Source organism: Albidovulum salinarum (assembly GCF_025673475.1).
Taxonomy (GTDB): domain Bacteria; phylum Pseudomonadota; class Alphaproteobacteria; order Rhodobacterales; family Rhodobacteraceae; genus Albidovulum; species Albidovulum salinarum.
The window spans coordinates 96,501-120,767 of sequence record NZ_JAOVQO010000004.1 but is presented as its reverse complement, the minus strand read 5'-3'; the positions used below and the strand labels follow the sequence as shown (position 1 = coordinate 120,767).

23 protein-coding genes and 1 pseudogene are annotated in these 24,267 nt (G+C 67.4%); 20 read left to right on the top strand and 4 right to left on the bottom strand.

Annotation, left to right across the window (positions count from 1 at the left end; all coding sequences use genetic code 11):
* Positions 1–6: 6 nt before the first annotated feature.
* Both OEZ60_RS05435 and OEZ60_RS05430 read right to left on the bottom strand, forming a co-directional pair.
* Positions 7–348 carry a cupin domain-containing protein gene (locus OEZ60_RS05435; RefSeq protein ID WP_263333981.1) on the bottom strand — a complete coding sequence of 114 codons (342 nt, stop codon included), beginning with the start codon at positions 346–348 and terminating at the stop codon, positions 7–9.
* A gap of 113 nt (positions 349–461) precedes the next feature.
* Positions 462–1,934 (bottom strand): ABC transporter substrate-binding protein, encoded by a 1,473-nt coding sequence (locus OEZ60_RS05430; protein WP_263333979.1) that lies wholly within the window; start codon positions 1,932–1,934, stop codon positions 462–464.
* 165 nt (positions 1,935–2,099) lie between these two features.
* Between OEZ60_RS05430 and panB the strand changes: the two genes are divergently transcribed.
* Both panB and panC read left to right on the top strand, forming a co-directional pair.
* Positions 2,100–2,927, top strand: coding sequence for a 3-methyl-2-oxobutanoate hydroxymethyltransferase (panB, locus tag OEZ60_RS05425; RefSeq protein ID WP_263333978.1), 828 nt, complete (start codon positions 2,100–2,102; stop codon positions 2,925–2,927).
* Positions 2,924–3,766, top strand: a complete 843-nt coding sequence (gene panC, locus OEZ60_RS05420) for a pantoate--beta-alanine ligase (protein WP_263333976.1) — start codon at positions 2,924–2,926, stop codon at positions 3,764–3,766. Before panB ends, panC begins: the two co-directional genes overlap by 4 nt.
* A 130-nt stretch (positions 3,767–3,896) precedes the next feature.
* Here panC and OEZ60_RS05415 read toward each other — a convergent pair whose 3' ends face one another.
* Complete coding sequence (locus tag OEZ60_RS05415) at positions 3,897–5,183, bottom strand: acetylornithine deacetylase/succinyl-diaminopimelate desuccinylase family protein (protein WP_263333974.1); 1,287 nt, start codon at positions 5,181–5,183, stop codon at positions 3,897–3,899.
* A 170-nt stretch (positions 5,184–5,353) separates the two neighbouring features.
* On the opposite strand from OEZ60_RS05415, the gene OEZ60_RS05410 reads away from it, so the two are divergent.
* The 11 genes from OEZ60_RS05410 (at position 5,354) to OEZ60_RS05360 (ending at position 17,174) form a co-directional block, all read left to right on the top strand.
* On the top strand, positions 5,354–6,430 hold the full coding sequence (locus OEZ60_RS05410) for a hypothetical protein (protein WP_263333973.1): 1,077 nt from the start codon (positions 5,354–5,356) through the stop codon (positions 6,428–6,430).
* The gene (locus tag OEZ60_RS05405) at positions 6,431–7,558 is read left to right on the top strand and encodes a hypothetical protein (RefSeq protein WP_263333971.1); all 1,128 of its coding nucleotides are present in this window, start codon (positions 6,431–6,433) and stop codon (positions 7,556–7,558) included.
* Positions 7,559–7,629: 71 nt separating this feature from the next.
* Positions 7,630–9,567, top strand: a complete 1,938-nt coding sequence (locus OEZ60_RS05400) for an AAA family ATPase (RefSeq protein ID WP_263333969.1) — start codon at positions 7,630–7,632, stop codon at positions 9,565–9,567.
* Positions 9,564–9,920, top strand: a complete 357-nt coding sequence (locus OEZ60_RS05395) for a hypothetical protein (RefSeq protein ID WP_263333968.1) — start codon at positions 9,564–9,566, stop codon at positions 9,918–9,920. The genes OEZ60_RS05400 and OEZ60_RS05395 overlap by 4 nt, the downstream gene beginning before the upstream one ends.
* Positions 9,921–10,152: 232 nt before the next feature.
* Positions 10,153–10,716 (top strand): endonuclease domain-containing protein, encoded by a 564-nt coding sequence (locus OEZ60_RS05390; protein ID WP_263333966.1) that lies wholly within the window; start codon positions 10,153–10,155, stop codon positions 10,714–10,716.
* Positions 10,713–12,089, top strand: a complete 1,377-nt coding sequence (locus OEZ60_RS05385; protein WP_263333964.1) for a DUF6638 family protein — start codon at positions 10,713–10,715, stop codon at positions 12,087–12,089. Before OEZ60_RS05390 ends, OEZ60_RS05385 begins: the two co-directional genes overlap by 4 nt.
* Entirely contained in the window at positions 12,086–12,358 is a 273-nt protein-coding gene (locus OEZ60_RS05380; RefSeq protein ID WP_263333962.1) for a hypothetical protein, read from the top strand. Before OEZ60_RS05385 ends, OEZ60_RS05380 begins: the two co-directional genes overlap by 4 nt.
* A gap of 7 nt (positions 12,359–12,365) precedes the next feature.
* A complete protein-coding gene (locus OEZ60_RS05375) occupies positions 12,366–13,040 on the top strand; it encodes a DUF1523 family protein (protein WP_263333960.1) in 675 nt (224 codons plus the stop codon).
* A 105-nt stretch (positions 13,041–13,145) separates the two neighbouring features.
* Positions 13,146–14,114 (top strand): deoxyribose-phosphate aldolase, encoded by a 969-nt coding sequence (gene deoC / locus OEZ60_RS05370; RefSeq protein WP_263333959.1) that lies wholly within the window; start codon positions 13,146–13,148, stop codon positions 14,112–14,114.
* A gap of 7 nt (positions 14,115–14,121) precedes the next feature.
* On the top strand, positions 14,122–16,479 hold the full coding sequence (locus OEZ60_RS05365) for an aldehyde dehydrogenase family protein (RefSeq protein WP_263333957.1): 2,358 nt from the start codon (positions 14,122–14,124) through the stop codon (positions 16,477–16,479).
* On the top strand, positions 16,476–17,174 hold the full coding sequence (locus tag OEZ60_RS05360; RefSeq protein WP_263333955.1) for a fumarylacetoacetate hydrolase family protein: 699 nt from the start codon (positions 16,476–16,478) through the stop codon (positions 17,172–17,174). Before OEZ60_RS05365 ends, OEZ60_RS05360 begins: the two co-directional genes overlap by 4 nt.
* A 1-nt stretch (position 17,175) precedes the next feature.
* Here the strand turns inward: OEZ60_RS05360 and OEZ60_RS05355 are convergent, their stop codons facing one another.
* Positions 17,176–17,469, bottom strand: coding sequence for a hypothetical protein (locus OEZ60_RS05355; RefSeq protein ID WP_263333953.1), 294 nt, complete (start codon positions 17,467–17,469; stop codon positions 17,176–17,178).
* A gap of 185 nt (positions 17,470–17,654) precedes the next feature.
* Here OEZ60_RS05355 and OEZ60_RS05350 point away from each other — a divergent pair, with 185 nt between their 5' ends.
* The 7 genes and pseudogenes from OEZ60_RS05350 (at position 17,655) to OEZ60_RS05320 (ending at position 24,229) form a co-directional block, all read left to right on the top strand.
* Positions 17,655–18,236, top strand: a complete 582-nt coding sequence (locus OEZ60_RS05350) for an amino acid synthesis family protein (RefSeq protein WP_263333951.1) — start codon at positions 17,655–17,657, stop codon at positions 18,234–18,236.
* On the top strand, positions 18,236–19,594 hold the full coding sequence (locus tag OEZ60_RS05345; RefSeq protein WP_263333950.1) for a hypothetical protein: 1,359 nt from the start codon (positions 18,236–18,238) through the stop codon (positions 19,592–19,594). Before OEZ60_RS05350 ends, OEZ60_RS05345 begins: the two co-directional genes overlap by 1 nt.
* A 96-nt stretch (positions 19,595–19,690) precedes the next feature.
* Positions 19,691–20,974, top strand: a pseudogene (locus tag OEZ60_RS05340) (ABC transporter substrate-binding protein).
* Between the two features lie 40 nt (positions 20,975–21,014).
* Positions 21,015–21,896: a branched-chain amino acid ABC transporter permease gene (locus tag OEZ60_RS05335; protein ID WP_263333948.1), complete on the top strand. Its 882-nt coding sequence runs from the start codon at positions 21,015–21,017 to the stop codon at positions 21,894–21,896.
* Positions 21,893–22,834: a branched-chain amino acid ABC transporter permease gene (locus tag OEZ60_RS05330; protein WP_263333946.1), complete on the top strand. Its 942-nt coding sequence runs from the start codon at positions 21,893–21,895 to the stop codon at positions 22,832–22,834. The genes OEZ60_RS05335 and OEZ60_RS05330 overlap by 4 nt, the downstream gene beginning before the upstream one ends.
* Positions 22,831–23,547 carry an ABC transporter ATP-binding protein gene (locus tag OEZ60_RS05325; protein ID WP_263334210.1) on the top strand — a complete coding sequence of 239 codons (717 nt, stop codon included), beginning with the start codon at positions 22,831–22,833 and terminating at the stop codon, positions 23,545–23,547. The genes OEZ60_RS05330 and OEZ60_RS05325 overlap by 4 nt, the downstream gene beginning before the upstream one ends.
* Positions 23,534–24,229, top strand: coding sequence for an ABC transporter ATP-binding protein (locus tag OEZ60_RS05320; RefSeq protein WP_263333945.1), 696 nt, complete (start codon positions 23,534–23,536; stop codon positions 24,227–24,229). Before OEZ60_RS05325 ends, OEZ60_RS05320 begins: the two co-directional genes overlap by 14 nt.
* Positions 24,230–24,267 lie beyond the last annotated feature (38 nt).

Below are 24,267 nucleotides of genomic sequence, written 5' to 3'. Positions count from 1 at the left end.
AAGCGGTCAGGACAGGATGACGTATTCCTTGCGGAGCGTTTCCAGCACTTCCCAGGTGCCGGTGAAGCCCGGGCGCAGGATGAAGCTGTCGCCGGCCTCGAGGTGGTGCTCGGTCCCGTCATCGGCGGTGATCACAGAACGTCCCTCGAGGATATGGACATATTCCCACTCCTCATAGGCGATGCGCCACTTGCCCGGCGTCGCCTGCCAGATGCCGCAATAGAGCCCGTCGCGGTCCTCGACGTTCCAGGTGGTGAATTGCGGGTCGCCCGAGATCAGCTTGTCGGCGGGCGGGGCGTCGTATTCGGGTTCGGCGGCCGAGGCGGTGAGGCGGAGGAAATTGGGCATCGGAGCATCCTGTCGCTGTTGGAAACCTGTGGATTTCTCTCCCGGTTCCGCCTGCCTTTGTCAAACGGCTTCTGTCGCGCGCGCCCGTCACGGTGAGCAGGCGGGCACCCCGCTCACTCGGTCCAGCGCACCGCCGTGAGGTCGTTGGCCTGGGTGGGCGAGTTTTCCCACAGGCCCTCGATCCTCGCGTCCGCGACGCCGGTCTTGGCGAGCTGGAAGAGATAGCCGTTGACATGGTCCCTGGCGATCATCTCCTGCGCTGCCTTCAGGATCGCCGAGCGGTCGCTGGTATCGGTCGTGAGCGTGAGCCGGTCCATCAGCGCGACGAAGTCCGGCCTCGCGTACTGGAAGTAGTAATCGGGCCGTGCGTAGATGTTGATGTCGGCGGGCTCGGTATGGCTGACGATGGTGAGGTCGAAATCCTTGCCCTTGAAGACCTGTTCAAGCCACTGCGCCCATTCGACATTGGTGATCTCGGTCTGGATCCCCACCGCGGCGAGCTGGGCCGCGACGATCTCGCCGCCACGGCGCGCGTAGGTCGGCGGCGGCAGGGCGAGGCGGAGCCTGAGGTCCGCGACACCTGCCTCGGCGAGAAGCGTCTTCGACTTCTCCGGGTCGTAGGCCGAAATCGATGTCAGGTCGACATAGTCGGGATTGTGCGGCGCGAAATGCGTCCCGATCGGCGTGCCATAGCCGAACATCGCACCGTCGATGATCTCCTGCCGGTTGATCGCATGGGCGATCGCCTCGCGCACGCGCACGTCGTCCAAGGGCGGCTGCCTGTTGTTCATGGCAAGGATCGTCTCGCCCTCGGTGGAGCCGACGATGACCTTGAAGCGCGGATCGGCGGCGAGCTGGGCGAGCGTCTCCGGCGCGGGGAAGTTCGGGAAGGCGTCGACATCGCCCGCCATCATCGCGGCGAAGGCCGCCGTCGGGTCGGAGATGAAGCGGAAGGTGGCCTTCGTAATCGCCACGGGTTCACCCCAGTAGTCGGGGTTGCGCTCGATCTCCACCCGGTCGCCCTGGGTCCAGCCCGCGAAACGGAAGGGGCCGGTGCCGACCGGATGTGTCGCCGCATCGGCGATCGTTTCCGGCGCGACGATCACCGCGTCGCCCCAGGCCATGTTGAAGGGGAAGTTGCCGTCCGGCGCGGTCAGCGTGACCTTCACGGTCTGCGGGTCCGTGACTTCGACGCTTTCGATCCCGGCGAAGAGCGCCTTTTGCGCATTGGCGCTGTCCTCGGCCCGGGCGCGGTCGAGCGAGAACTTCACGTCCTCGCCGTCCATCGCCGTGTCGTCGTGGAAGGTCACGCCGGTCCGCAGATGGAATGTGTAGACCTTGCCGTCCTCGGCCACGTCCCAGCTTTCGGCCAGGGCGGGCCGCACCGATCCGTCCGGGCCGAAGCGGGTGAGCCCCTCGAAGACATTGGCATAGACCACCTCGTCGATCGCCGCCGCGGCGCCTGCCGTCGGGTCGAGCCCGGGCGGCTCCAGCACCATGCCGATCGTGATCGAGTCCTCTGCCGCGAGTGCGGCGCCACCCATCAGCGCGAGCGCGGCGGCGCTCCTCATCAGCCGGTCGAGCATCTTCTCTCCTCCCGTGTGATCCGCATGGCGCGGCCGGTTCTTTGGCAGTATCTTTGGCCGGTTTCCCATTCCGATCAAGCGCGGGGCGGGCGATCGAAGAGAAAGCTGGAAACGATGCTGCGGTGCAGCTAAAAAGAACCAGCGACAGGAAGGGAGGATGGACGGATGAGCGCCACGACCGAGATACGGCGGCCGGTTCCGCCCGATATCCGCGCCCGCAAGGGCGGCACGCCGCTGGTCGTTCTGACCGCCTACACGACGCCGGTGGCGCGGCTCGTCGATCCGCATTGCGACATCGTTCTCGTTGGCGACAGCGTCGGCATGGTGCTCCACGGCCTGCCCTCGACGCTTCATGTGACGATGGAGATGATGGTGCTCCACGGCCAGGCGGTGGCGCGCGGGCTGTCGCGCGCGATGATGGTCATCGACATGCCGTTCGGGTCCTACGAGGAGAGCCCCGATCAGGCGTTCCGCAATGCCGCGCGGCTCATGTCCGAGACCGGCGCGGCGGCGGTGAAGCTTGAGGGCGGCGAGCACATGGCCGGGACCATCGCGTTCCTGACCCGGCGCGGCATCCCGGTCATGGGTCATGTCGGGCTGACGCCGCAGGCGGTGAACACGCTCGGCGGCTACCGGGTGCAGGGCCGGGGCGAGGACGCCGACCGCATCCGCCGCGACGCGGCCGCCGTGGTCGAGGCCGGGGCCTTCGCGGTCGTGCTGGAAAAAGTGCCGGACGCGCTCGCGCGCGAGATCACCGGGGCGGTCGCGGTGCCGACGATCGGCATCGGCGCCTCGGCCGATTGCGACGGCCAGGTGCTGGTGGTCGACGACATGCTCGGCCTCTTCACCGCGTTCCGGCCGAAGTTCGTCAAGCGCTATGCCGAGCTCGGGCAGGAGGCCGACCGCGCCATCGCCGCCTATTCGGCCGAGGTGCGGGCGCGGACCTTCCCGGCGCCCGAACACGTCTTCGGCGAGGAGCCCGTGCGCAAATGAGAACCCTGCGTGACGTCAAGGGCCTGCGCAGCGTGGTCGCGGGCTGGAAGCGGGCGGGTCAGAGCGTCGGCGTGGTGCCAACGATGGGGGCGCTGCATGAGGGGCATCTGAGCCTCGTCGCCGCAGCGAAGGCGGGCGCCGACCGGGTGATCGCGACCGTCTTCGTCAACCCGATGCAGTTCAACAATGCCGAGGACCTGGCCAAGTATCCCCGCACCGAGGACCGCGACGCGGCGATGCTGATGGAGGCGGGCGTCGACCTCCTGTTCGCGCCCGCGCCCGAAGTGGTTTATCCCGATGGCTTCGCCACCACGGTCGGCGTGTCGGGCCTCAGCACCGATCTGGAGGGCACCTTCCGGCCCGGCCATTTCGACGGCGTGGCGACGGTGGTGACCAAGCTCCTGATGATGACCGGGGCCGACCGGGCCTATTTCGGCGAGAAGGACTGGCAGCAGCTGCAGATCGTGCGCCGCCTCGTGCGCGACCTCAACATCCCCGCCACGATCACCGGCTGCGCGACCCGGCGCGAGGCGGACGGGCTCGCGATGTCGTCGCGCAACCTGCGTCTTTCTGCCGAGGAACGCGCGGTCGCGCCGGCGCTCCATAATGCGATGGCGGCGGCGGCGGCGGCGATCCGGGGCGGCGCGCCGGTTCCGGCCGCGCTCGCGACCGCGCGGGACGCGGTCGTGGCGGCCGGTTTCGCCGAGGTCGAGTATCTCGAGCTGCGCGAGGCCGAGGGGCTCGCGCAGCTCGACCGTCTCGACCGGCCGGCGCGGCTTCTGGCGGCGGCCTGGCTCGGGCCGGTGCGGCTCATCGACAATATCGCCGTCGCGCCCTGAGACGGGTTTCCGGGGCTGACGCCCCCAACCCGGCGGGGGCGCGGCCCCGTCGTCCATTGGTTCTCGAACCAACGGCGCACCAATGGACGACCCCCGGGGTATTTACGCAATGAAGAAGCCGGTGGCGGATTCAGGCGGCGAGGAGCTCGGCGAGGACCAGCGCCATGACCCGGGCGCTGTCCTCCATGTCGGCGATGCCGACCCATTCGTCGGGCTGGTGCGCGAGGTCGAGGACGCCCGGCCCGTAGGCGATGCAGTTCTTCAGCCGGCCGATCCGGTCGATGTGCTTCTGGTCATAGGTGCCGGGAGAGACGACGAAAGCCGCCTCTCGGCCCAGGACCTTCTCGATCGCGGCGGCGGTGGTGCGGACAATCGGCGCGTCGCGGTCGGTCATCGTCGGGCGCACGTCGAAGAGGTCGCGGATCTCGTAGTCGAAGGAGGGCCGCGCCGTCTTGATCCGCTCGAGCATCCCGGTGACCTCGCGCTTCACCTCCGAAAGATCCTCCTCGATCAGGTAGCGCCGGTCGATGGTGATGCGGCAGCGGTCGGGGACGCAGGGCGCGGGCAGGCCGGTGTAATCGTCGTCAGGTTCCGCCGCGCCGCCGTGGATCGCGTTGATGTTGAGCGTCGACTGTTTCGCGCCCTCGGGGACCACCGGCATTTCGGTGCGCCTGGTGGCGAGGAGCGGAAAGAGCGTCGCCTCCATCTCGGCGAGGACCGCGCCCATGTGGCGCACCGCGCAGTCGCCGAGGAAGGGCATCGAGCCGTGGGCGATGCGGCCCTTCGTCTCGATCTCGGCCCACCAGACGCCCCTGTGGCCGAGGCAGATCCGGTCCTTGTGCAGGGGCTCTGGGATGATGACGTGCTGGACGCGTTCGGGGTCGAAGCGGCCCTGTTCGGCAAGGTAGGCGACGCCGCCGAAGCCGCCCGATTCCTCGTCCGCCGTGGCGCTGATCTCGATCGCGCCGGCGAAATCGGGGCAGGCGGCGAGGAAGGCCTCGGCGGCGATCACGCTGGCGGCGAGGCCGCCCTTCATGTCGCAGGCGCCGCGGCCGTAGATGCGGCCGTCCTCGATCTCGGCCCCGAACGGGTCGCGGCTCCAGCCGTGGCCGACCTCGACGACGTCGTGGTGCGAGTTGAAATGCACGCAGTCGCCGGGGCGCGTGCCCTCGGTCCGCGCGACGAGGTTCCAGCGCGGATGGACGTCGCTGTCGCCGAGCGCGCCCTCGGCGCGGATCAGTTCGACCGTGAAGCCCGCGGCTTCGAGACGCGCGGCGAGGTAGTCGCAGATCGCGCGGTAGTTCCGCCCCGGCGGGTTGAGCGTCGGGATGCGGATCAGGTCCTGCGTGAGGGCGATCAGCGCCTCGCGGCGGGCCGCGATCTCGGCGGCGATGCGGGTCTCGAGGGCGGCGGTCATGGCGCGAAGGCTAAACGCGCGCACGCCTCGGTCGCAACGGTAAAAGCGTTGGCGGCGATTGCGGGATGACGGGGGGCAAGCTTTTTGCGATAAGATTTCGACAACCGGGGGATGACAACCGCTTGGCGCATCCCCATCATTGTAAAAGATATTAACATCGGGGAGCGTCCATGTCAGATTTCGATGCCCAGATCCGCGAGAGCCAGAAGCAGGTTTCCGAGGCGCAGGCCAAGATTTCCGAGCTCACGAGCCGGATCGAGACCGCGCGGTCGAAGCTGAAGGCGGGGGACGATGTCTCCATCGACATCGAGAACGCGACGCTCGACGACGTCCACAAGCATGCCGAGGTGATGAACGCCAACATCGCCGAGCTGATCATGGGGCTCGACGACGTGACAGCTGGATTCTCGCGGGATTTCGACGAGATGCGCTCGAAGACCGGTTGGGAAAGCTTCGTTGGCATCTTCGCCAAGGGCAAGTCCGAGGCGATGCGGCAGGAGCGGCTGCGCGGGGCCTCGATCGACGACAAGCTGCAGGATCTCATCGGCAAGTCCGACGTGATCGTAAAATTGCTGGAGGGTCAGCTCAATGTGCTGAACCAGCACAAGGACAAGGTCGAGGCGAACCTGACCGAGACGCTCGGCGATCGCGAGGTGACAGTGGGCGAGCTCGAGGCGCTGCGCGCCGATATCCAGAAGCTCGATCCCGAGATCATCAAGATCGAGAACGCGATCAGCGTCGAGCAGGACGCGGCGGCGCGGACCAAGCTCGAAAGCCAGCTCGCCGAGCTCAACAAGCGTTACAACGCGATGGTGCAGGACGAGCAGGTGAAGCTCGCGAAATCCCAGACGCTCGAGCGCTACATCGAGAAGGGCAAGACCTGGGTCGACAGCCTGCAGAACCAGGCAGCGACGCAGATGGTGCTGATCAACAAGCTGCAGACCGACACCAAGCAGCGGGTGGTGCTCTACGACGCGCTGACGAAGTCGCTGAAGACCGCCCAGCAGCAGGACGTGGCGCACAAGATCAACGAGATCGGGGTGAAGACCGACCAGGAGGCGCAGGCGGCGATGGCCGGGATCGGCGTCGCGACCAACACCCGGATGGCCGAAATGCTGGAGAAGCACGAGGACCAGATGGTCTTTGCCCGCAAGGTGCTGGAACAGAAGGCCAAGGCCGACGAGCGCTTCGCCCGGCGCTTCGCGGCGATTGTCGAGAAGCATGACAAGAACCTTTATGGTGGCTAAGTGCCCGAGCTTGACCTGACCACCGACCACAAGGCGCTCGACGACGATCTCGCCGCGCGGCGCTACTTCGCGAAGTTCGAGCGCATCACCCGGCTTCTTGGCGGCGTCGCCGAGGCGATGGAGAAGGAGCGGGGCTTCTCGGCGATGGATGGCGACGTGCTCGACGCGTACGTCCGCGCGATCGCCGCGACCTTCAAGGCCCTGAGCCTCAAGTATCTCGTCTCGGGCCGGCTCGAGGGGATCGGGCAGAAGCACCTGACCATCGACCTCCATGAAAGCGGCTTTCCGATCTACCAGGAGCTGGTGACGATGGCGAACGATGCGGCGCAAGCGGCGCGGCATCTGGAGGGCATGGCCGATGCGGGCCGCCTCAAGGACGAGATGGTGCGCCAGATCGTCGGCGAGCGGGTGGTGCCGACGCGGTTGCAATATGCGCTGTCGCAGCGGCTCTATTACGAGGTGCTGCAGCGCGGCGGGCTCTACTTCGCGCAGATGCATCCCAAGGCGGAATGGATCGCCGATGTCACCGGCGGGCGGCGCGGGTATCTCGTGCATTGGGGCACCTATGACAGCCAGCTCAATGTGCCGGTCGTCTACCTGATGGAGGTGGTGGATTCCGGGCGGAAGGCGCTGCCGCTTGATGAACGGCGCTGGCCCGCCGTGCAGGCGCATCTGATGGCGCAGTCGGTGGGGGGGCTGAAGCTCCTGACCATCGCCAAGGGGTTCGACACCGATTTCGACGACCTGCATCCGAAGCGGCTGCGGCGGCTTCATCTCGGGCCGATGTATTCGAGCGCGTTCACGCTCCAGACCGGGCCGATTCGCGAGGTGCTGGAGGAGGCGAAGTCACCCAAAGGCGAGGACTGGGCGCTCGCCTGGACCGTCGAGGAGCTGGAAAGCGAGCGGGTCGAGGTCGAGAAGGGCTGGTTCTCGGAGGTCGAGCGGGAGGTGTTCCGGCTCGATCCCTTCGCCGGACGCGGGGTCGATACCGGGGCGACGCGGGTGACGCGGTCGCTGATCCTGCCGCAAAGGCCCTTCCAGGTCTTGGCCGAGAAGGATCCTGCGGGGTTCCGCGACGTTCGGAAGTTCGTGGTCGGCAAGGAGGGCAGGGTGCTCGTCTACGGATGAGCCGCGAAGCGGGGGCGCCGCCCCCGCACCCCCGGGGGTATTTGGGCAATGAAGAAGGACAAGGGGTTTCGATGAGCGCGCCGCGGAACGAGATGGAGCTGAAGGAAGAGGAGATCCGGGCGCATTACAATGCGGCGACCGAGATGCTGATGGGCGTCGATCACGCGCCGCGCATCGCGACGCCGAAACTGACCGTGACGGGTCCCGAGAAATCGCCCGACGTGGCGGCGATGCAGCGGCGTTTCCGGTCCACCACGCCCGGTCTTGTGACCCGTTCGATGGTACGGACCGAAGGCGTTCGGTTGATCGACCGGATGGCCGGGACGGATGACGACGATCCGCTGACTTCGCCTTTGCAGGCGGCGACGGCGCATGCTTTGCGGCGGGCGCTTTCGATTGCCTTGGCGATGGGCGACTTGTTTTCTGGGCAGACGGGTCTGGTTGAACTGAAGAAGGCCAACCTGGAAAACCGCCTGCCCGCGGCACGGGCCACCGAGTTCACCGAATTGCTGGCGGCCGAGGCACTGGTGGTGCTTTCGGTTTTCGCCAACGCGGTGGCTTTCTTGCTGGCCGAACATGCGACCGAGGCCTCGGTGGAGATCGGACCGGTGGAGGAGGTGCTGACGGACAATGCCCAGCTGGCGCTGCATGGCGCGCTTTGGGAGCTCGATCAGGACATCGCGGTCTTCGCCAAGGACGAGCCGCTGCTGATCGCGACCGTGCTCGCCTATGCCGAGCAGCTGATGCAGAAAGTCAAGCTGCGCGCGGCCTCGGCCCCCCGGCTGGAGGCCTTCTCCGGGGCGAATTACCGCGTCGAGGCGGATGATTTCCCGATCTCGGGTTTTGAACCGGCGCGCAAGGCGAAGGGTTCGACGCTGGTGATGACCTTCAAGAAGCCGCATGAGGTCGTCGGCAACCATATCGCCAAGTACCAGGCGATGCGGCTCGCCAAGATGCTGATGGCCTATGATTTCGAGCAGAAGCTCAACCCCTTTGCCGAGATGGGCGGCTTCATCTTCACCTTCATGGGCGACGGCAAGCCGGGGACGGGGAAGACGACTCTGATCCAGATGATGGCGGGGCTCTTGAACGACTACTGCAAGGTCGCGGGCTATCCCTTCCGCTACCAGAACCTGTCGATCGACAACGTGGATTCCTATCAGGGCAAGTCCGGGCAGAACGCCAAGGCCTTCATCAACAACGTGATGGACCCCGCGGTGATCGGCTTCGGCACCGTTGACGACATCGACCAGGTCGCGGGCAAGCGCGGCGACCGGCAGTCGAGCGCGGGCCAGCAGGAGATCACGGCGGTCCTGATGGAGGCCTTCGCCGGCGCGAACACGGTGGTGCGCGGCAACTGCACCTTCGGCATGTTCTCGAACTACCCCGAGAATGTCGACGACGCGCTGCGCCAGCGGGCCGGGGCGCGGTTCCTCGTCGACGGGCCGCAGACGCGGGAGGACTACATCGACATCCTCGCGCTGCTTCTCGGCAAGAACCACGCGATCCCGCTCGGCGACCACGAGCTTTACGCCGCGCAGGAGATCAAGCGGGCGGTCGCGGCCTCGTTCGAGGGCCATTCGCTGCCGCATGAGGAAGGGCTTAAGGCGGTCTGGGCCGAGGTCGAGGGGCGGATCGGCAAGCTCGACACGATCGCCAAGCTCGGGGCCTATCTCAAGGCGATCCAGGACGCGGACGAGCGCTTCACGGGGCGCGCGATCAAGAACATCACCGACGCGGTGAAGGTCCGGGCGATGGATTTCGAACTGCCGGATGTGTGGATGGAGGCGCCGGATCTGTTCCTCTTCAAGAGCTACGACGAGAAGAAGGCGATGATTTCGGAGCTCAGGAAACCGATCACGGTCGAGATGGTGGTGCAGGAGATCAACCGCTACGCGGATTCGGAATTCCGCTATGCCGACAAGTCGGACGAGGTGGCCATCGAGGGGGCCGTTCGGGACATGCGGCGGATGGAAGAGGCCAAGCGGCGGTATCTGGAGGAAAAATGACCGTACCCATCGCGCTTTTACTTTTGGTTGCCTATCTGTTCTATCTAGTGTGGACCGCCGGATTGTCGGGCCTGATCGGTCTTTGCGTTGCATTGTACATGTCGTCGCCAAGCGTCCGGGAAACGTTGGGCGTGGCGCGGACCTATGCAGTGGGCATGGCCTTGACGGTTGCGCTCTCGTTTGTCGTGTTTTGGATCGTCACGCCGACCGATCCGCCTTTCAGCAGCTGGCTCGGTCTATTCGCGGGGTGCGGTACCTTCTACTGGCTCGCGCAGCGGCTTCGGAAAAAGGACGAAAACACTGCTTCAGAACTCGCGGCGGTCGCCGAGCCTTCCGTTGAAGAAAGCCAATGATCAGACTGTCGAAATTGGGGCGCACGCGTACGGAATGGCGCTCGAGCGGTCGTGCAGCGATGTGTTTCTGGCCGCGAAGTTTCACCGATTCTTGCCAAGGCTCGGTGGGCGGGAGACGGGCCGAATCCGGCCAATTCGAGGCCTGCCAACCCCCACGCCACTACAACGCGTTAAGCCGTGTTGCGCCTCCCCTCCCCCTCGTGGGGAGGGGAGGGGGGTGGGGGGCTGTCACATGACCAGCATCGCTCCCCATACCCGTGCCAATGCCCGCAGGCTCCGCAACGAGCCTACCCCACAGGAACGCAGGCTCTGGCGGAAGCTCAGGGAACTCGACCGCATGTTCGGCACCCATTTTCGCCGGCAGGCGCCGGTCGGCCCCTATATCGCCGACTTCGCCGAGTTCGGGCGGCGCCTTGTCATCGAGGTCGATGGCGGCGGGCATGGCGGGCCGCGGGATCAGGAGCGGGACGCGTGGTTTGCGGGCGAGGGTTTCACGGTGCTCCGGTTCTGGAACGCCGAGGTTGACGGCGATATCGAGGGGGTGATGCAGGTCGTGCTGGATGCGCTGGAGGCGTGCCCCCCACCCCCATCCCCTCCCCACGAGGGGGAGGGGAGCCGCGATACGGCGGGCGCTGTGTCGGATCGAAAGCGGGGGGGGGCCGTGACCTGTCGCAACATCTCTGTTTCCCTGTCCGACACTCTCACGGCGGCAGGTCCCGGCGCCTCCCCTCCCCCTCGTGGGGAGGGGATGGGGGTGGGGGGACGCTCCGGCAGGAAAGTGAAGGGTTCGCCATGAAACGCCTCATCGAAAAAGGCCTGATGTTCGGCAACCTGATCCCGGTCGAGAGCCCCGCGCTCATCGAGCGTTACAACCGCGCGCTGAAGGCGCTGACGGGGAAGGAGACGAAGCTCGCCGATTTCCATGTCGACATCTCGGGCTATTCGCCCGAGGTGGGCGATGAACTGGGCGATCACCTCTACCTCAACGCCAATGGCTGCAACCGGCAGTTCATCCTCCTGACCACCGACCAGAAGACCGCGCCGCTTCTGAACGCCAAGTTCTCCACCTCGCGCGGCATTCTCGCCCGCTTCATCGCGGAGAACGAGGCGCAGCTCTTTACGCTCACCGCGCGCGACGCGGTGGCGGGGGAACTCGAAAACACCGTCTACGACCTCGAAAGCCCGGCCCGGCTCTTCGACATCCGCCGCATCACGGTCACCGCCGACACGACCGGCAACCATGTGGCCGAGGGGCAGAAGCTTGCCGGCCTCATCGACCGCTTCCGCAGCGAGGAGGACGGCTGGTGGGATGACGTGCTGATCGCCGAGATGATCGGGCTCGCGGACAAGACCGGCGACGTGACGCGCAATCCGGTCGCGCTCAAGTCCACCACATTCGACCAGGGTAATTTCTGGACCGCGCATTTCGGCGGCCTCTACATCTTCCGTGACGTGGAACATCCGGCGGCGATCGCGGTCGGGCGGAAGGAGGCTTTGGGGGCGCTGCCGATCAAATACGTCTTCGACCTCGAGGACCGCAACCAGATCGCCAAGTTCCTCGAGATCAACGACCTCGTGGAGCCGATCGTCAATGCCCGCGGCGCCGATGCCGCGGCGATCCTGCGCCAGAAGATGGATTTCATCGTCGTCGCCGCCGCCGCGAGCCTCAGGCTCGAGATCGGCCACGGGGCGCGGCGCGACCTGAGGCAGGCCGCGTCGGCCATCGGCGCGCGGCTGCCCGAGGAGTTCCACGGGCTCGCGGCGCTTCTCAGATGGGTCGAGACGGGCGGGCCCTGGCCGCGCATTACCTCGGCGCATCCGGCCTATTTCTACACGCTCCGCGCCAAGGCCCATGCCGATCGCGACCTCGTCAACATGCTGCTTTCCGAACTGTCACCCCTCGACGTGCGCCAGCTCTTCATCTGCCACAAGGAGCTTTTCTACGATCTCTACCGCTCCTGGCCCGAGGCGAAGAAGGCCTATGTCGCCGACTATCTCGAACGCGAATACCAGATCGACAAGGCCGGTGCGCGCGAGGCTCTGTTCGGCCCCGAGCCCGGCATGCACGAGCCGGGACCCTGGAGCCGCTCCGGTGCGCCCGAGAGCCGCAAACCCGACATTCTCGACATCGTCGGCCCCTGGGGCGCGGTGAGAAAGGAGCGCCGATGATCGCCTTCCTCCGCCTTGCCGTCTTCGGCTTCATCGCGATGACGGTGATGTATCTGCTCCTGTCGATCTATTCCCGCTCGGTCGAGCGCGAGCGGCTGGAGAAGGAATGGGACGGCGAGCACGACGGGGGTGAATCCCCGGCCCGAGACGCCTATATCGAGGCGGGCATGCGGGATTACGAGAAAAGCCTGAGGCGCAAGCTGATCTGGCTCGTCTACGTGATCCCGACGCTCGGCGTGCTGTTACTGATCTACCTGACCAATTACTGAGGCGAAGATGAAATACGCGAAATGGACCGTGCTGACGCTGATTGCGCTCATCGTCTTCGGCTTCTTCCACTACACGCTGCCGCAGCATGACATCGTGCGGGTGGTCAACACCTATCAGGAGCGGCAGGACCTCAACGACTGGACGCGGATCTTCTGGGCGAAGCCCGACGACCAGTCGACCGGGCTCATCAACCGCGACGTGCAGTTCATCCAGACGGTGAAGGCCAACAACAAGCCAATGGTCTATCGCAACGAGGATACCGGCTGGTCCTGGCCGCCCTATTTCAAGTTCGACACCGCGAACCTGCAGACCGAGGCGGAAGATGCGAAATCCACCGCCGCGGCGCCGGAATGGGTCTCGGTCACCCATTACGGCTGGCGGATCGAGTATTTCTCGGCCTTCCCGAACGCGATCTCGATCAAGCGGGTCGAGGGGCCGGACGTGACGATCATCCCCTGGTTCAACATCTTCTTCTTCGTCTTCCTCGGCTTCGTTCTCCTGATGCTGCGCCGGATGTGGCTGCAGTTCCGCGAACGCTCGATCGACCCGGTGCTCGCCGATGTCGAGGAGGCCTGGGACAGCGTCGACCAGCGCGCCGACGAGGCGGCGGAGCGGGCGCGCGGCGTCTGGGGCCGGTTCCGCGCCTGGCTCGGCACCTGGAAGGGCAAGCCGCGGCGGTGAACGTCTGAAATTTGACCCTGTGGTCAAAATTGGATTGCCGAGACCGGAGACAGGCGTTAGCGTCAGGCGCTATGATCGGTTGACGCCGCCAGCCAGGACAGTCCGATGCCCGAGATTCATGCCCTTCCCAACATCGCGCGGAATCCAGGCGTTCCCCTGCAGCTCGACTGGTTCGACCAGATCGCGGTGAACACGCCCGCGGCCGAGCGCCGGGCCGCGACGCTGACCACGCGTCGCACCGTTAAGAAGGAATGGCAGGCCGCCTGGCTCGTCAACGCGGTCCGCTGCATGGACCTCACCACGCTCGCCGGCGACGATACGCCCGAGCGGGTGCGCCGACTCTGCGCCAAGGCGCGGAGCCCCTTGGCCGACCACATCCTCGACGGGCTCGGGCTCGCCGGGCTGACGACCGGCGCGGTCTGCGTCTATCCGACGCTTGTATCGACCGCGGTCAAGGCGCTCGACGGCACCGGCGTCCCCGTCGCCTCGGTCGCCACCGGCTTCCCGGCGGGTCTCATGCCCCTCAACCTCCGCCTCGCCGAGATCCTCTACGCCGTCGACCACGGCGCGGATGAGATCGACATCGTCATCACCCGCGCCCATGTCCTCGACGGCAACTGGTCCGCGCTCTACGACGAGGTCGCGGAGATGCGCGAGGCCTGCGGGGCCGCGCATCTCAAGGCGATCCTCGCGACCGGTGACCTCAAGACGCTGCGCAACGTCTACAAGGCCTCGATGGTGGCGATGCAGGCGGGCGCGGATTTCATCAAGACCTCGACCGGCAAGGAGGGCGTGAACGCGACGCTGCCCGTGAGTCTCGTCATGGCCCGGGCACTCCGGGATTACGGCGCGCGCACCGGCCAGAAGATCGGCTTCAAGCCGGCGGGGGGCATGAAGACCGCGAAAGACGCGATCGCCTGGCAGATCCTGATGAAGGAGGAGCTCGGCGACGACTGGCTGAAACCCGATCTCTTCCGGCTCGGCGCCTCCTCGATGCTCGCCGATATCGAGCGCCAGCTCGAACACCACCTGACCGGACGCTATGCCGCGTCCTCGCGCCACGCCATTGCCTGAGGGACCGATGCCGACAGTGACCGAGATACTGGAGACGATGGACTACGGCCCGGCGCCTGAGGCCTCGGGCGAGGTCATGGGCTGGCTGAAGGCAAGGGGGACGTTCGGCCACTACATCGACGGCGCCTTCACGAAGCCCGCGAAGACCTTCCCGAGCGCCGATCCCGCGACCGGCGCGGAGCTCGCGAAGGTGGCGCAGGGCTCGGAAAAGGACGTGGCCGCGGCGGTGAAGGCCGCCCGCGCCGCCTTACCCGGCTGGTCGAAGCTGCCCGGCCACGAGCGCGCGAAATGGCTCTACGCCATCGCCCGCCACGTCCAGAAACGCGAACGCTTCCTTTCCGTGCTGGAGACGCTCGACAACGGCAAGCCGATCCGCGAGAGCCGCGACATCGACATCCCCCTCGTCGCGCGCCACTTCTACCACCACGCCGGCTGGGCCGAGATGCTGGAGGAGGAGTTTCCCGGCGCCGTGCCCGTCGGCGTCTGCGGCCAGATCATCCCGTGGAACTTTCCCCTCCTGATGCTCGCCTGGAAGATCGCGCCGGCGCTCGCCGCCGGCAACACCGTGGTCCTGAAACCTGCCGAATACACGCCGCTGACCGCGCTTGCCTTCGCCGAGATCTGCGCCGAGATCGGCCTGCCGAAGGGCGTCGTCAACATCGTCACCGGCGATGGCGAGACCGGGGCGGCGCTGGTCGGCGCGGAGGTCGACAAGGTCGCCTTCACCGGCTCGACCGAGGTCGGCCGCGCGATCCGCAAGGCGACGGCGGGCACGGGCAAGAAGCTGACGCTGGAACTGGGCGGCAAATCGCCCTTCGTGGTCTTCGCCGATGCCGATCTCGACGGCGCGGTCGAGGGCGTGGTCGATGCGATCTGGTTCAACCAGGGCCAGGTCTGCTGCGCGGGGAGCCGTATCCTCGTGCAGGAGGGCATCGCCGAGACCTTCGTGACACGCCTCCGCGCCCGGCTCGCCAAGCTCCGCACCGGCGACCCCCTCGACAAGTCCACCGATATCGGCGCCATCGTCGATCCGGTCCAGCTCGCCCGCATCCGCGACCTCGTCGCGAAGGGCGAGGCCGAGGGCGCGGTGCTGCACCAGGCCGAGGGTCAGCTTCCCGCGACGGGCTGCTTCTTTGCGCCCGGCTTCATGACCAATGTCGCCCCCGCCAACATCGTCTCCGAGGTGGAGATCTTCGGCCCGGTGGCCACGCTCACCACCTTCCGCACCCCCGACGAGGCGGTCGAGTTGGCCAACAACACCCGCTACGGGCTTGCCGCCTCGATCTGGTCGGAGAACATCAACCTCGCGCTCGACATCGCCGCGAAGGTCAAGGCCGGCGTCGTCTGGGTGAACGCGACCAACATCTTCGATGCCGGGGCGGGCTTCGGCGGCTACCGCGAGAGCGGCTTCGGTCGCGAGGGTGGCCGCGAGGGCATGCGCGAATACCTCTCGGGTCCGGTCCCTCGGGCGAAGCCCGAGACGGCACCGGCGCGGCTCGATGCCGCGCCGGTGCCGGGCGCGCCATCCACCGGCACGGCCCCCATCGACCGCACCGCGAAACTCTATATCGGCGGCGCCCAGAAACGCCCCGACGGCGGCTATTCCTACGCCGTCACCGGCAAGTCGGGCCAGATCGGCCTCGCCGGCCTCGGCAACCGCAAGGACATCCGCAACGCGGTCGAGGCCGCGCACAAGGCGGGCGGATGGGGCAGGGCGACCGGCCACAACCGCGCCCAGGTGCTCTACTACCTCGCCGAGAACCTCGCCGCGCGCGAGGCCGAGTTCACCCGGCGCCTGAAGTCCGCCGGCACCCCGAAACCGGCCGAGGAGGTGGCGGCCTCGATCCGCCGCGCCTTCTACTACGCCGCCCAGGCCGACAAGTTCGACGGCGCGGTGCATGCGACGAAATCGGCGCATGTCACGCTCGCGATGCCCGAACCCTTCGGCGTGATCGGCATCGCCTGCCCGAACGACGCGCCGCTCCTCGGCTTTCTCAGCCTCGTCCTGCCGGCGATCGCGATGGGCAACCGCGTCGTCGCGATCCCGGCGCAGGCGATGCCCTTGGCCGCGACCGACCTCTATCAGGTCTTCGACACGTCCGACCTCCCCGGCGGGGTGGTCAACATCGTCACCGGCGCCCGCGACGAACTGGCGAAGACCCTCGCCGGACACGACGACGTCGCCGCGATGTGGTATTGCGGCTCGGAGGAGGGCGCGAGGATGGTCGAGTCCGAAAGTGCGGGCAACCTCAAGCTCACCTGGTGCCCGCCGAACCGCGACTGGTCCGGGCCCGGCGGCCAGGGCCGCGACTTCCTGCTGCGCGCGACGCAGGTGAAGAACATCTGGGTCCCTTACGGCGAATGACCAGGCTCGTGTTCCCCGCCTCCGACCCCGTCACCGTGCCCCTGCACGGCGAGGACGCCGCCTTTCCGGTCACCCGGATCTTCTGCGTCGGGCGCAACTACGCCGACCACGCGAAGGAGATGGGCGCCGAGGTCGACCGCGAGGCGCCGTTCTACTTCACCAAGGCGCCCGCGCATCTGACCCTTTCAGGTGCCACGATCCCCTATCCGCCGGGCACCGCCGATTTCCACCACGAGATGGAATTCGTCGTCGCCCTCGGCGCCCCAGCCTTCCGGATCCCGCAGGAGAAGGCGCTCGACGCCATCTTCGGCTATGCCGCCGGGCTCGACATGACCCGCCGCGATCTTCAGGCCGCGGCCAAGGACAAGCGCCGGCCCTGGGACACCGGCAAGGATTTCGAGAACGCGGCCGTGATCGGCCCGATCACCCGCGCCGCGGCCTTCGGCGAGCCCGGCCCGCAGGGGATCTCGCTGCTCCTGAATGGCACGCCCGTCCAGCGCGCCCGTCTCGCCGACATGGTCTGGTCGGTGGCCGGGATCGTGGCCCATCTCTCGACGCTCTATCACCTGCGCGCGGGCGACCTTATCTTCACCGGCACGCCGGCCGGGGTAGGACCGGTTCGCCCTGGTGATATCCTGCACGGAGAGATCGACGGGCTTGCGCCCGTGGACCTCGAGATTGCGCCCGCCGATTGAGCTAGAACGAGTTCTCCCGGCTGTGACGTGCCTTGATCTGGCACGGATTGTGCCGGTGATGCGCGTCGAGATGGTTGAGCCGGTGGCAGGCCGGGCACAGCGCGATCGGCGTGAGTACGCGTTCCCCGCTCATGATGTCGGACGCAAATTCCTCGGCGCAGATTTCAAGATGCTCGCCGTTTTCCAGCAGTGCCGCCGCCGAGACCCGGCAATGCCGGCACTCAGCTTCCGACAAGGCAGTCGTCAGTTCGCGCGCAGTCATCTTGCGCTGATAATTGCACTCCGTTCCCGCCATTCCGGCCGCCGCCCCTCATTGCTTGCCCGGGCTGGTCGGATCCCGGGTCGGCGTCGGCAGGATAGCCTCAACCGGCCCGCGTAGCCAGTAACAGTCCCGCGCGCAGACCGACACATGGAACGCGGTCATTGCCGCCTCGCCCCGATTGCGGCATGGTTCCCCGAGCCGAGAAGGGAGCATCATCCGTGCCCGATTTCCGCCTGCGCAAGCTGAGCCTCATCACCGACGAGATCCACCACGACGGCGGCGCGGATGCCGCAACCCCGCGCCGCCGCGCGGCGGTGCTCGCGGTGGTGTCGAATCCCTTCGCGGGGCGCTTCGAGCCCGACCTGCAGCCGGCGATGGAGGATCTCAAGCCGCTCGCCCTGATGATGGGCGAACGGCTGATCGCCGCCCTCGGCGGGGCCGAGGGGATCGACGCCTATGGCAAGGGCGCGCTCGTCGGCCTGATGGGTGAGCTGGAACACGGCGCGCTCTGGCATGCGCCCGGCGGCTACGGCATGCGCGCGCTTCTTGGCGAGACCAAGGCCATCGTGCCCTCGGGCAAGAAGGTCGGCCCGGCAGGCTCGACGCTCGACCTGCCGCTCGCCCATGTCAACGCCGCCTATGTGCGCAGCCATTTCGACACGATGACAGTGATGGTGCCGGACGGGCCGAAACCCGACGAGATCGTCTTCGCGCTCTGCATGGCGAAGGGGCCGCGCATCCATTCCCGTATGGGCGGGCTCGAGGCGCACCAGATAAAGGGCGAGGATGGCCTGCGCTGATGCGCGGCCTCGCGGTCCTGCTGGCGCTCCTGCCGGGTCCGGCCCTCGCGCATGCCTCCGAGCGCATGGTGATCCTCACCCTGCCGACCGGCTGGTACATGGCCGGCGCCGCCGTCGCAGTCGTGCTGACCGCGCTCGCCGGGCTCGACGCGCGCCGGCTGCCCCGGTTCGCGGCGCACCAGCTCTTCGAGCGGCCACGCCTCGTGCCGCGCGCGCTAGCCGGATGGCTCGCCACGGCGGGCTTCTGGGGGCTCGTGGCCGTCGGCCTCTTCGGCACCCGTGACCCGCTGGAGAACCTGCTGCCGCTCATGCTCTGGACCGTGCTCTGGGTCGGCCTCACCCTCGCATCCGTCCTCTTCGGCAACCTTTGGCGCGACATCGAGCCGTGGTCGGCCCCGGCCCGCGCCCTTCGCCGCCTCTTCGGCATCAGCGGCAGCATCGGCCTCTCCCGGCTCGGCCACTGGCCGGCTGTCGCGGGCTATATCGGCTTTGCCTGGTTCGAGATCGTCTCGCTCGCCCCCGGAGATCCCGCCGTCCTCGCCCGCGTGGCGGCGGGCTACTACCTCGTCATCCTTCTTCTGGCCGTTGCCGAGGGCGAGGACTGGCTCGATCGGGGCGAGTTCCTGACCGTCTATTTCGGCTTCGTCGCCAAGATCGCGCCCTTCTGGGCCGAGCCGGCGGGCGACAGGCTCCGGGTCTTCGCCGGTCTGCCCGGCGCGCAGGTGCTGCGCCTCGCGCCGCTCTCGGCCTCGGCCGTCGCCTTCGTTACCCTCGTCCTCGCCTCGGTCAGCTTCGACGGCCTGACCGAGACCTTCTGGTGGCTCGTGCGCCTCGGCATCAATCCCCTCGAGTTTCCCGGCCGCTCGGCGGTGCTCGTCGCGAACAGCATCGCGCTGCCCCTCTTCTGGCTGCTCAGCGCCGCGCTCATCCTCGGCGCGATCCGTGCCGGCCTGCCCGCCGGGCGGTTTCGCGACGCGGCGGGGCCGATGATGCTCGCCTTCCTGCCGATCGCGGCGGGCTACCACGTCGCGCATTACCTCATCGCTCTCCTTACGAACGGCCAATATGCGATCGCGGCGCTGAACGACCCCTTCGCGCGGGGCTGGCAGCTTCTCGGCCTCTCAGAGCACTGGGTCTCCTTCGGTTTCCTCGCGACCCGCGCCGGGGTCCGCATGATCTGGATCGCCCAGTTCGCGACGATCCTCGGCGCGCATCTCCTCGCCGTCCTCATCGGCATGAAACTCTCCGAACGGATTGCCGGCGGGCACTCGTTTCGCGCCCACCTGCCGATGACGGCACTGATGGTCGGCTACACCGTCTTTGGCCTCTGGCTGCTCTCCGCCCCGGCGGTCGGATGAGAAATCCTTGCATTCGGGGCACTTCCCGTGTTCCGATCTCGCACGAGACCCGGGCGCGCGGCCAGAACGCGCCAGATCCAACAGCGGAGATGTCCCATGACCGGAAGACCGTTCACCACGACCCCGACCCGCCGCACGATCCTCAAGGGCATGGCCGGCGCCGGCGCGCTCGCCGCCGTCCCGCGCTTCGTCCTGGCGCAGTCCTCCGAGCCGATCCGCATCGGCTTCCAACTTCACCGCACCGGCATCGGCGCCTCCTACGGCCGCTGGTACGAGCGCACCGCCTCGGCCGCCCTGAAGGTGCTGAACGAGGCCGGCGGCATCAATGGCCGCCCGGTCGAGATCCTCTTCGAGGATGACGGCACCGACCCCAAGCGCGGCGCGGAAGTGGTGGAGAAACTCACCACCCAGTCGAACTGCGATCTGGTGATGTGAACGCTCTTTTCCCACGTCGTGATCGGCTCGGCCCCGCGCGCGGGCGAGCTGAAGGTGCCCTATCTCGTCTGCTCCGAGGGCCATCATGTGGCGAGCGGCATGCTCAACCGCTGGACGCTCCAGCCCGGCATCACCGACGTGAAGAGCCAGGTCCAGGGCATGGCGCCCTTCGTCTCCTCGAACCTCGGCAAGAAGGTCACGATGATCTTCCCCGACTTCGCCTTCGGCCACGATCACCGCGACTTCTTCACCGCCGCGATGGCCGCGCAGGGCGGCGAGGTGATCCAGCAGATCGCGATCCCGCCGACCGAGACCTCCTTCACCCGCTACTTCCCGCAGATCCCCTCCGAAACCGAGGTGATCTATCACGTCATGGTCGGCCCCGCCGTCCTGACCTTCGTGAAGGAACTGGGCGAATTCTACGGCTCGGGCGACCGGCCGCAGCTTTTCGGCTTCATCGACTCGCTTGAGGCCGTCGACATCAACTCCCCCGGCCTCGAATTCCTCGACGGTTCGCATTTCTGGGAAGGCCATCCGCGCTACAAGCAGGCCGATGCCTCCGAGCACGAGACCTTCTACCGCGAGGCGGTGGGCGTCGACGACAACGGCGCCTCGGTTTCCGACCCCGCCGATATCGCGACCTACGCCCACATGTTCTCGACCTGGGAGACCTTGTTCGTCATCAAGCATGCGATGGAGGCGGCGGGATACACCGGCCCCGCCGACCGGCAGAAGATCGTGGAAGCCATCGAGGCAATGACCGATTTCGCCGAAGGACAGGCGCATCCGCAGGGGCCGAAGGTCTTCAACGGCAAGACCCACCAGGCCTTCGGGCTCCAGTCCATCACCAAGGTCGAGGGCGGCAAGCTCGTGCGCGTCCACCAGACCTCGATGGAGGACGGGTTCTATCCCGACGAGGTCGACTACACGACGATGAGCTTCTGATACCGGGACGGGCGGGGCGTAATCCCCGCCCGATTTGTGCGTGGATTTCGGACCCTTCCTGCTTCTCGCCCTGATGGAGGGCCTCGTCACCGCCGCGGTCCTCGCGCTGACGGCCTCCGGCCTGTCATTGGTGTTCGGCATCATGCGGGTGGTGAACGTCGCCCATGGCGCCTTTTTCATGCTGGGCGCGGTGCTCGCGTGGTTCGTGTCGCAATGGGTGCCGGGGCCGGCGGCTCTGTCCTTCGCGGTGGCGATCGTCCTCTGCCCGCTGATCGTCGGCGCGATCGCGGCGGCCGCCGATACCGCCGTCCTGAAACGGCTGAACTACGAGCCCGAGGCGACCATCGTCGCGACGATCGGGCTCCTCTACATCCTCGAACAGGCGGCCTTGAGCTTTTTCGGCCCCGACGCGCGCCCGGTCCCGGCACCGCTGAACTTCCGCATCCAGCTGCCGTGGTTCGGCTATTCCGGCTACAAGCTCGCGGTTGTCGCCGCGGCGGCATTGGTGCTCTTGGCGGTCTGGCTGATCCTCAGGCACACGCGCGCCGGGCTGATCATGCGGGCCACCCAGATCGACCGCGACACCGCGCGGGCCTTCGGCATCAATGTCGACAGGGTCTATGCCGGGGTCTTCGCGATGGGGGCGGGGCTCGCCGCCATCGCCGCCGTCCTCATCGTGCCGATCCAGCAGGCGCATTACCTGATGGGCGGCGATCCTCTGCTCCTGTCCTTCATCGTCGTCATCATCGGCGGCTTGGGCAGCTTGCGCGGCACGCTTGTCGCGGCCCTTGTCATCGGGCTTTCGGACGGCGTCATCTCCACCTTCTTCGCGCCGACGCTCGCCAAGATCGTGGCCACGCTCGCCGTCGCGCTGATCCTCGTCCTGCGTCCGCAGGGCCTCTTCGGAAAGCGCGCGGCATGAAGCTCGACCGGGCGCTTCTCCTCCACCTCGGCCTCCTCGCCGCACTTCTCGCGTTCCATGTCGCGGCACCCGCCTATCACCACACCAACATCGCCCGGATCATGGTGCTCGCGATCTACGCGATGGGCTACAACATCGCCTTCGGCTACACCGGCCTCCTGAGCCTCGGCCACGCGCTCTTCTTCGGCGCCGGGCTCTATGCCGCCGGGCTTCTCGCCTATCATGCCGACGGGACGGCGGCGACGGGCCTGATCGCCGGGCTCGCCGCCGGGGGGCTCGTCGCCTTCGCGCTCGGCCTCTTCGCGCTCCGCACCGCCGGGGTCGCCTTCATGATCGTGACCCTGATGTTCGCGCAAGCGGGCTACCTGACGGTGCTCTACTTCGGCAGCTACACCCGCGGCGACGAGGGGATCGTGATCCCCAAGGCCGGCCGCATGCTCGGGAGCCTCGATCTCTCCGACGACAACACCCGCTACCTCGTGGCCTTCGCGCTCTTCGCGGCCGCCCTTCTCGTCAACCTCTGGCTCGCCCGCTCGCCGCGCGGCCGGATCATGGTGGCGATGCGCGAGAACGAGGAGCGAAGCCGCATGCTCGGCTACAACCCGTTCACGGTGAAGCTCGCGGCGCTGACGATCTCCGGCCTCTATTCCGGCCTCTCCGGCGCGGCCTACGCGCTGATGTTCGGCTATGCCGGGGCGAGCCTCGCCTCGGTGCAATACTCGATCCTGCCGCTTCTCTACGTCCTTCTCGGCGGCGCGGGCACGGTGATCGGCCCGTTCCTCGGCGCGCTCCTGATGTTCTACCTCATCGACTACGCCTCCTCGGTGACCGACGCCCACCAGTTCGTCACCGGCGCGGCTCTGGTCCTGCTCATCCTCTTCGCGCCGAAGGGCATCCTCGGCACGCTCCGCGAACGGGGGCTCAGATGGCTGCCGTGACGCTTCTGGAGGCGCGCGGGCTCACCCGCCATTTCGACGGGCTGAAGGCCGTCGACGGGGTGGATTTCGACCTTGAGGAGGGCGAGATCCACGCCCTCATTGGCCCGAACGGCGCCGGCAAGACCACCTTCGTGAGCCTCCTTTCGGGCCGCATCCCGGTCCAGTCCGGCACGATCCGCTTCGCCGGGCGCGACATCACCCGCACCCCCGCCCATGCCCGCGTCCGCGCGGGCATCGCCTATACGTTCCAGATCACCCAAGTCTACGGCGCGCTCACGGTCTTCGACAACGTCGCCCTCGCGGTCCAGAGCCGCCATTCCCGCCGTCTTGCCGAGGACACGACCGAGGCGCTGACCCGCGTCGGGCTCGAGGCGCGCGCCGACCAGATCGCGGGCACCCTCAGCTACGGCCACCAGCGGCTTCTCGAAGTGGCGATGGGCCTCGCGCTGAAGCCAAAGCTCCTGATCCTCGACGAGCCGACGCAGGGCCTCGCGCAAGGCGAGATCGAGACCTTCAAGGACATCGTGCGCGGCGTGGTGCCGGAGGCGACGGTGCTCCTCATCGAGCACAACATGGACGTGGTCATGGACCTCGCTCACCGTATCACTGTGCTGAACTTCGGCGAGGTCTTGGCGACCGGCACGCCGAAGACGATCCGCGCCGACAAGGCGGTGCAGGCGGCCTACCTGGGGGATCCTCATGCTGCGGCTTGAGGGGATCGAGGCGGGCTACGGCGCCGTCCAGGTGCTGCGCGGGCTTTCCCTCTCCGTCGCGGCGGGCGAGGTCCTCTGCCTGATGGGCCGGAACGGTGCGGGAAAGTCCACCACGCTCAAGACCATCATCGGTCAGCTCCGCGCCAGCGCCGGGACCATCGTGCTTGACGGCGCCCGGCTCGAAACCCTGCCCGCGCACGAGGTGCCGCGCCAGGGCGTCGGCTATGTGCCGCAGGGGCGGCGGCTCTTTGGCGACCTGACGGTGGCCGAGAACATCGAGATCGGCCTGATGACCCGCAAGCGCGACGCCCGCACCCGCGACCGGGTGCTGGCGCTCTTTCCCCGGCTCCGCGAGCGAATGGGGCAAGTCTCGCGCACGCTCTCGGGCGGCGAGCAGCAGATGCTCGCCATTGCCCGCGCGCTCTGCCTCGAGCCAAAGGTCCTCCTTCTCGACGAGCCGACCGAGGGGCTGCAGCCCTCGATGATCGCGCTGATCCGAGACACCGTGGTGGCGCTCAAGAAAACCGGCGTCGCGACGATCCTCGTCGAGCAGCGCGTCGATGCGGCCCTGTCGGTCGCCGACCGCATCGCCTTCATGACGGGCGGCAGCGTCGCCGAAACCGTCCCGGCGGCCGGCCTTCGCGCCGATGCGCCGCAATTCGCCGCCTATGTCGGCGTCTGAGCGGGCAGGCCGGTCGCGGCCCGGAATGCGCGGCCCAA

Coding starts and splice junctions, on each gene's coding strand:
- OEZ60_RS05435 (WP_263333981.1), bottom strand. CDS start 348: ATGCCCAATTTCCTCCGCCTCACCGCCTCGGCCGCCGAACCCGAATAC.
- OEZ60_RS05430 (WP_263333979.1), bottom strand. CDS start 1,934: ATGCTCGACCGGCTGATGAGGAGCGCCGCCGCGCTCGCGCTGATGGGT.
- panB (WP_263333978.1), top strand. CDS start 2,100: ATGAGCGCCACGACCGAGATACGGCGGCCGGTTCCGCCCGATATCCGC.
- panC (WP_263333976.1), top strand. CDS start 2,924: ATGAGAACCCTGCGTGACGTCAAGGGCCTGCGCAGCGTGGTCGCGGGC.
- OEZ60_RS05415 (WP_263333974.1), bottom strand. CDS start 5,183: ATGACCGCCGCCCTCGAGACCCGCATCGCCGCCGAGATCGCGGCCCGC.
- OEZ60_RS05410 (WP_263333973.1), top strand. CDS start 5,354: ATGTCAGATTTCGATGCCCAGATCCGCGAGAGCCAGAAGCAGGTTTCC.
- OEZ60_RS05400 (WP_263333969.1), top strand. CDS start 7,630: ATGAGCGCGCCGCGGAACGAGATGGAGCTGAAGGAAGAGGAGATCCGG.
- OEZ60_RS05395 (WP_263333968.1), top strand. CDS start 9,564: ATGACCGTACCCATCGCGCTTTTACTTTTGGTTGCCTATCTGTTCTAT.
- OEZ60_RS05390 (WP_263333966.1), top strand. CDS start 10,153: ATGACCAGCATCGCTCCCCATACCCGTGCCAATGCCCGCAGGCTCCGC.
- OEZ60_RS05385 (WP_263333964.1), top strand. CDS start 10,713: ATGAAACGCCTCATCGAAAAAGGCCTGATGTTCGGCAACCTGATCCCG.
- OEZ60_RS05380 (WP_263333962.1), top strand. CDS start 12,086: ATGATCGCCTTCCTCCGCCTTGCCGTCTTCGGCTTCATCGCGATGACG.
- OEZ60_RS05375 (WP_263333960.1), top strand. CDS start 12,366: ATGAAATACGCGAAATGGACCGTGCTGACGCTGATTGCGCTCATCGTC.
- deoC (WP_263333959.1), top strand. CDS start 13,146: ATGCCCGAGATTCATGCCCTTCCCAACATCGCGCGGAATCCAGGCGTT.
- OEZ60_RS05365 (WP_263333957.1), top strand. CDS start 14,122: ATGCCGACAGTGACCGAGATACTGGAGACGATGGACTACGGCCCGGCG.
- OEZ60_RS05360 (WP_263333955.1), top strand. CDS start 16,476: ATGACCAGGCTCGTGTTCCCCGCCTCCGACCCCGTCACCGTGCCCCTG.
- OEZ60_RS05355 (WP_263333953.1), bottom strand. CDS start 17,469: ATGGCGGGAACGGAGTGCAATTATCAGCGCAAGATGACTGCGCGCGAA.
- OEZ60_RS05345 (WP_263333950.1), top strand. CDS start 18,236: ATGCGCGGCCTCGCGGTCCTGCTGGCGCTCCTGCCGGGTCCGGCCCTC.
- OEZ60_RS05330 (WP_263333946.1), top strand. CDS start 21,893: ATGAAGCTCGACCGGGCGCTTCTCCTCCACCTCGGCCTCCTCGCCGCA.
- OEZ60_RS05320 (WP_263333945.1), top strand. CDS start 23,534: ATGCTGCGGCTTGAGGGGATCGAGGCGGGCTACGGCGCCGTCCAGGTG.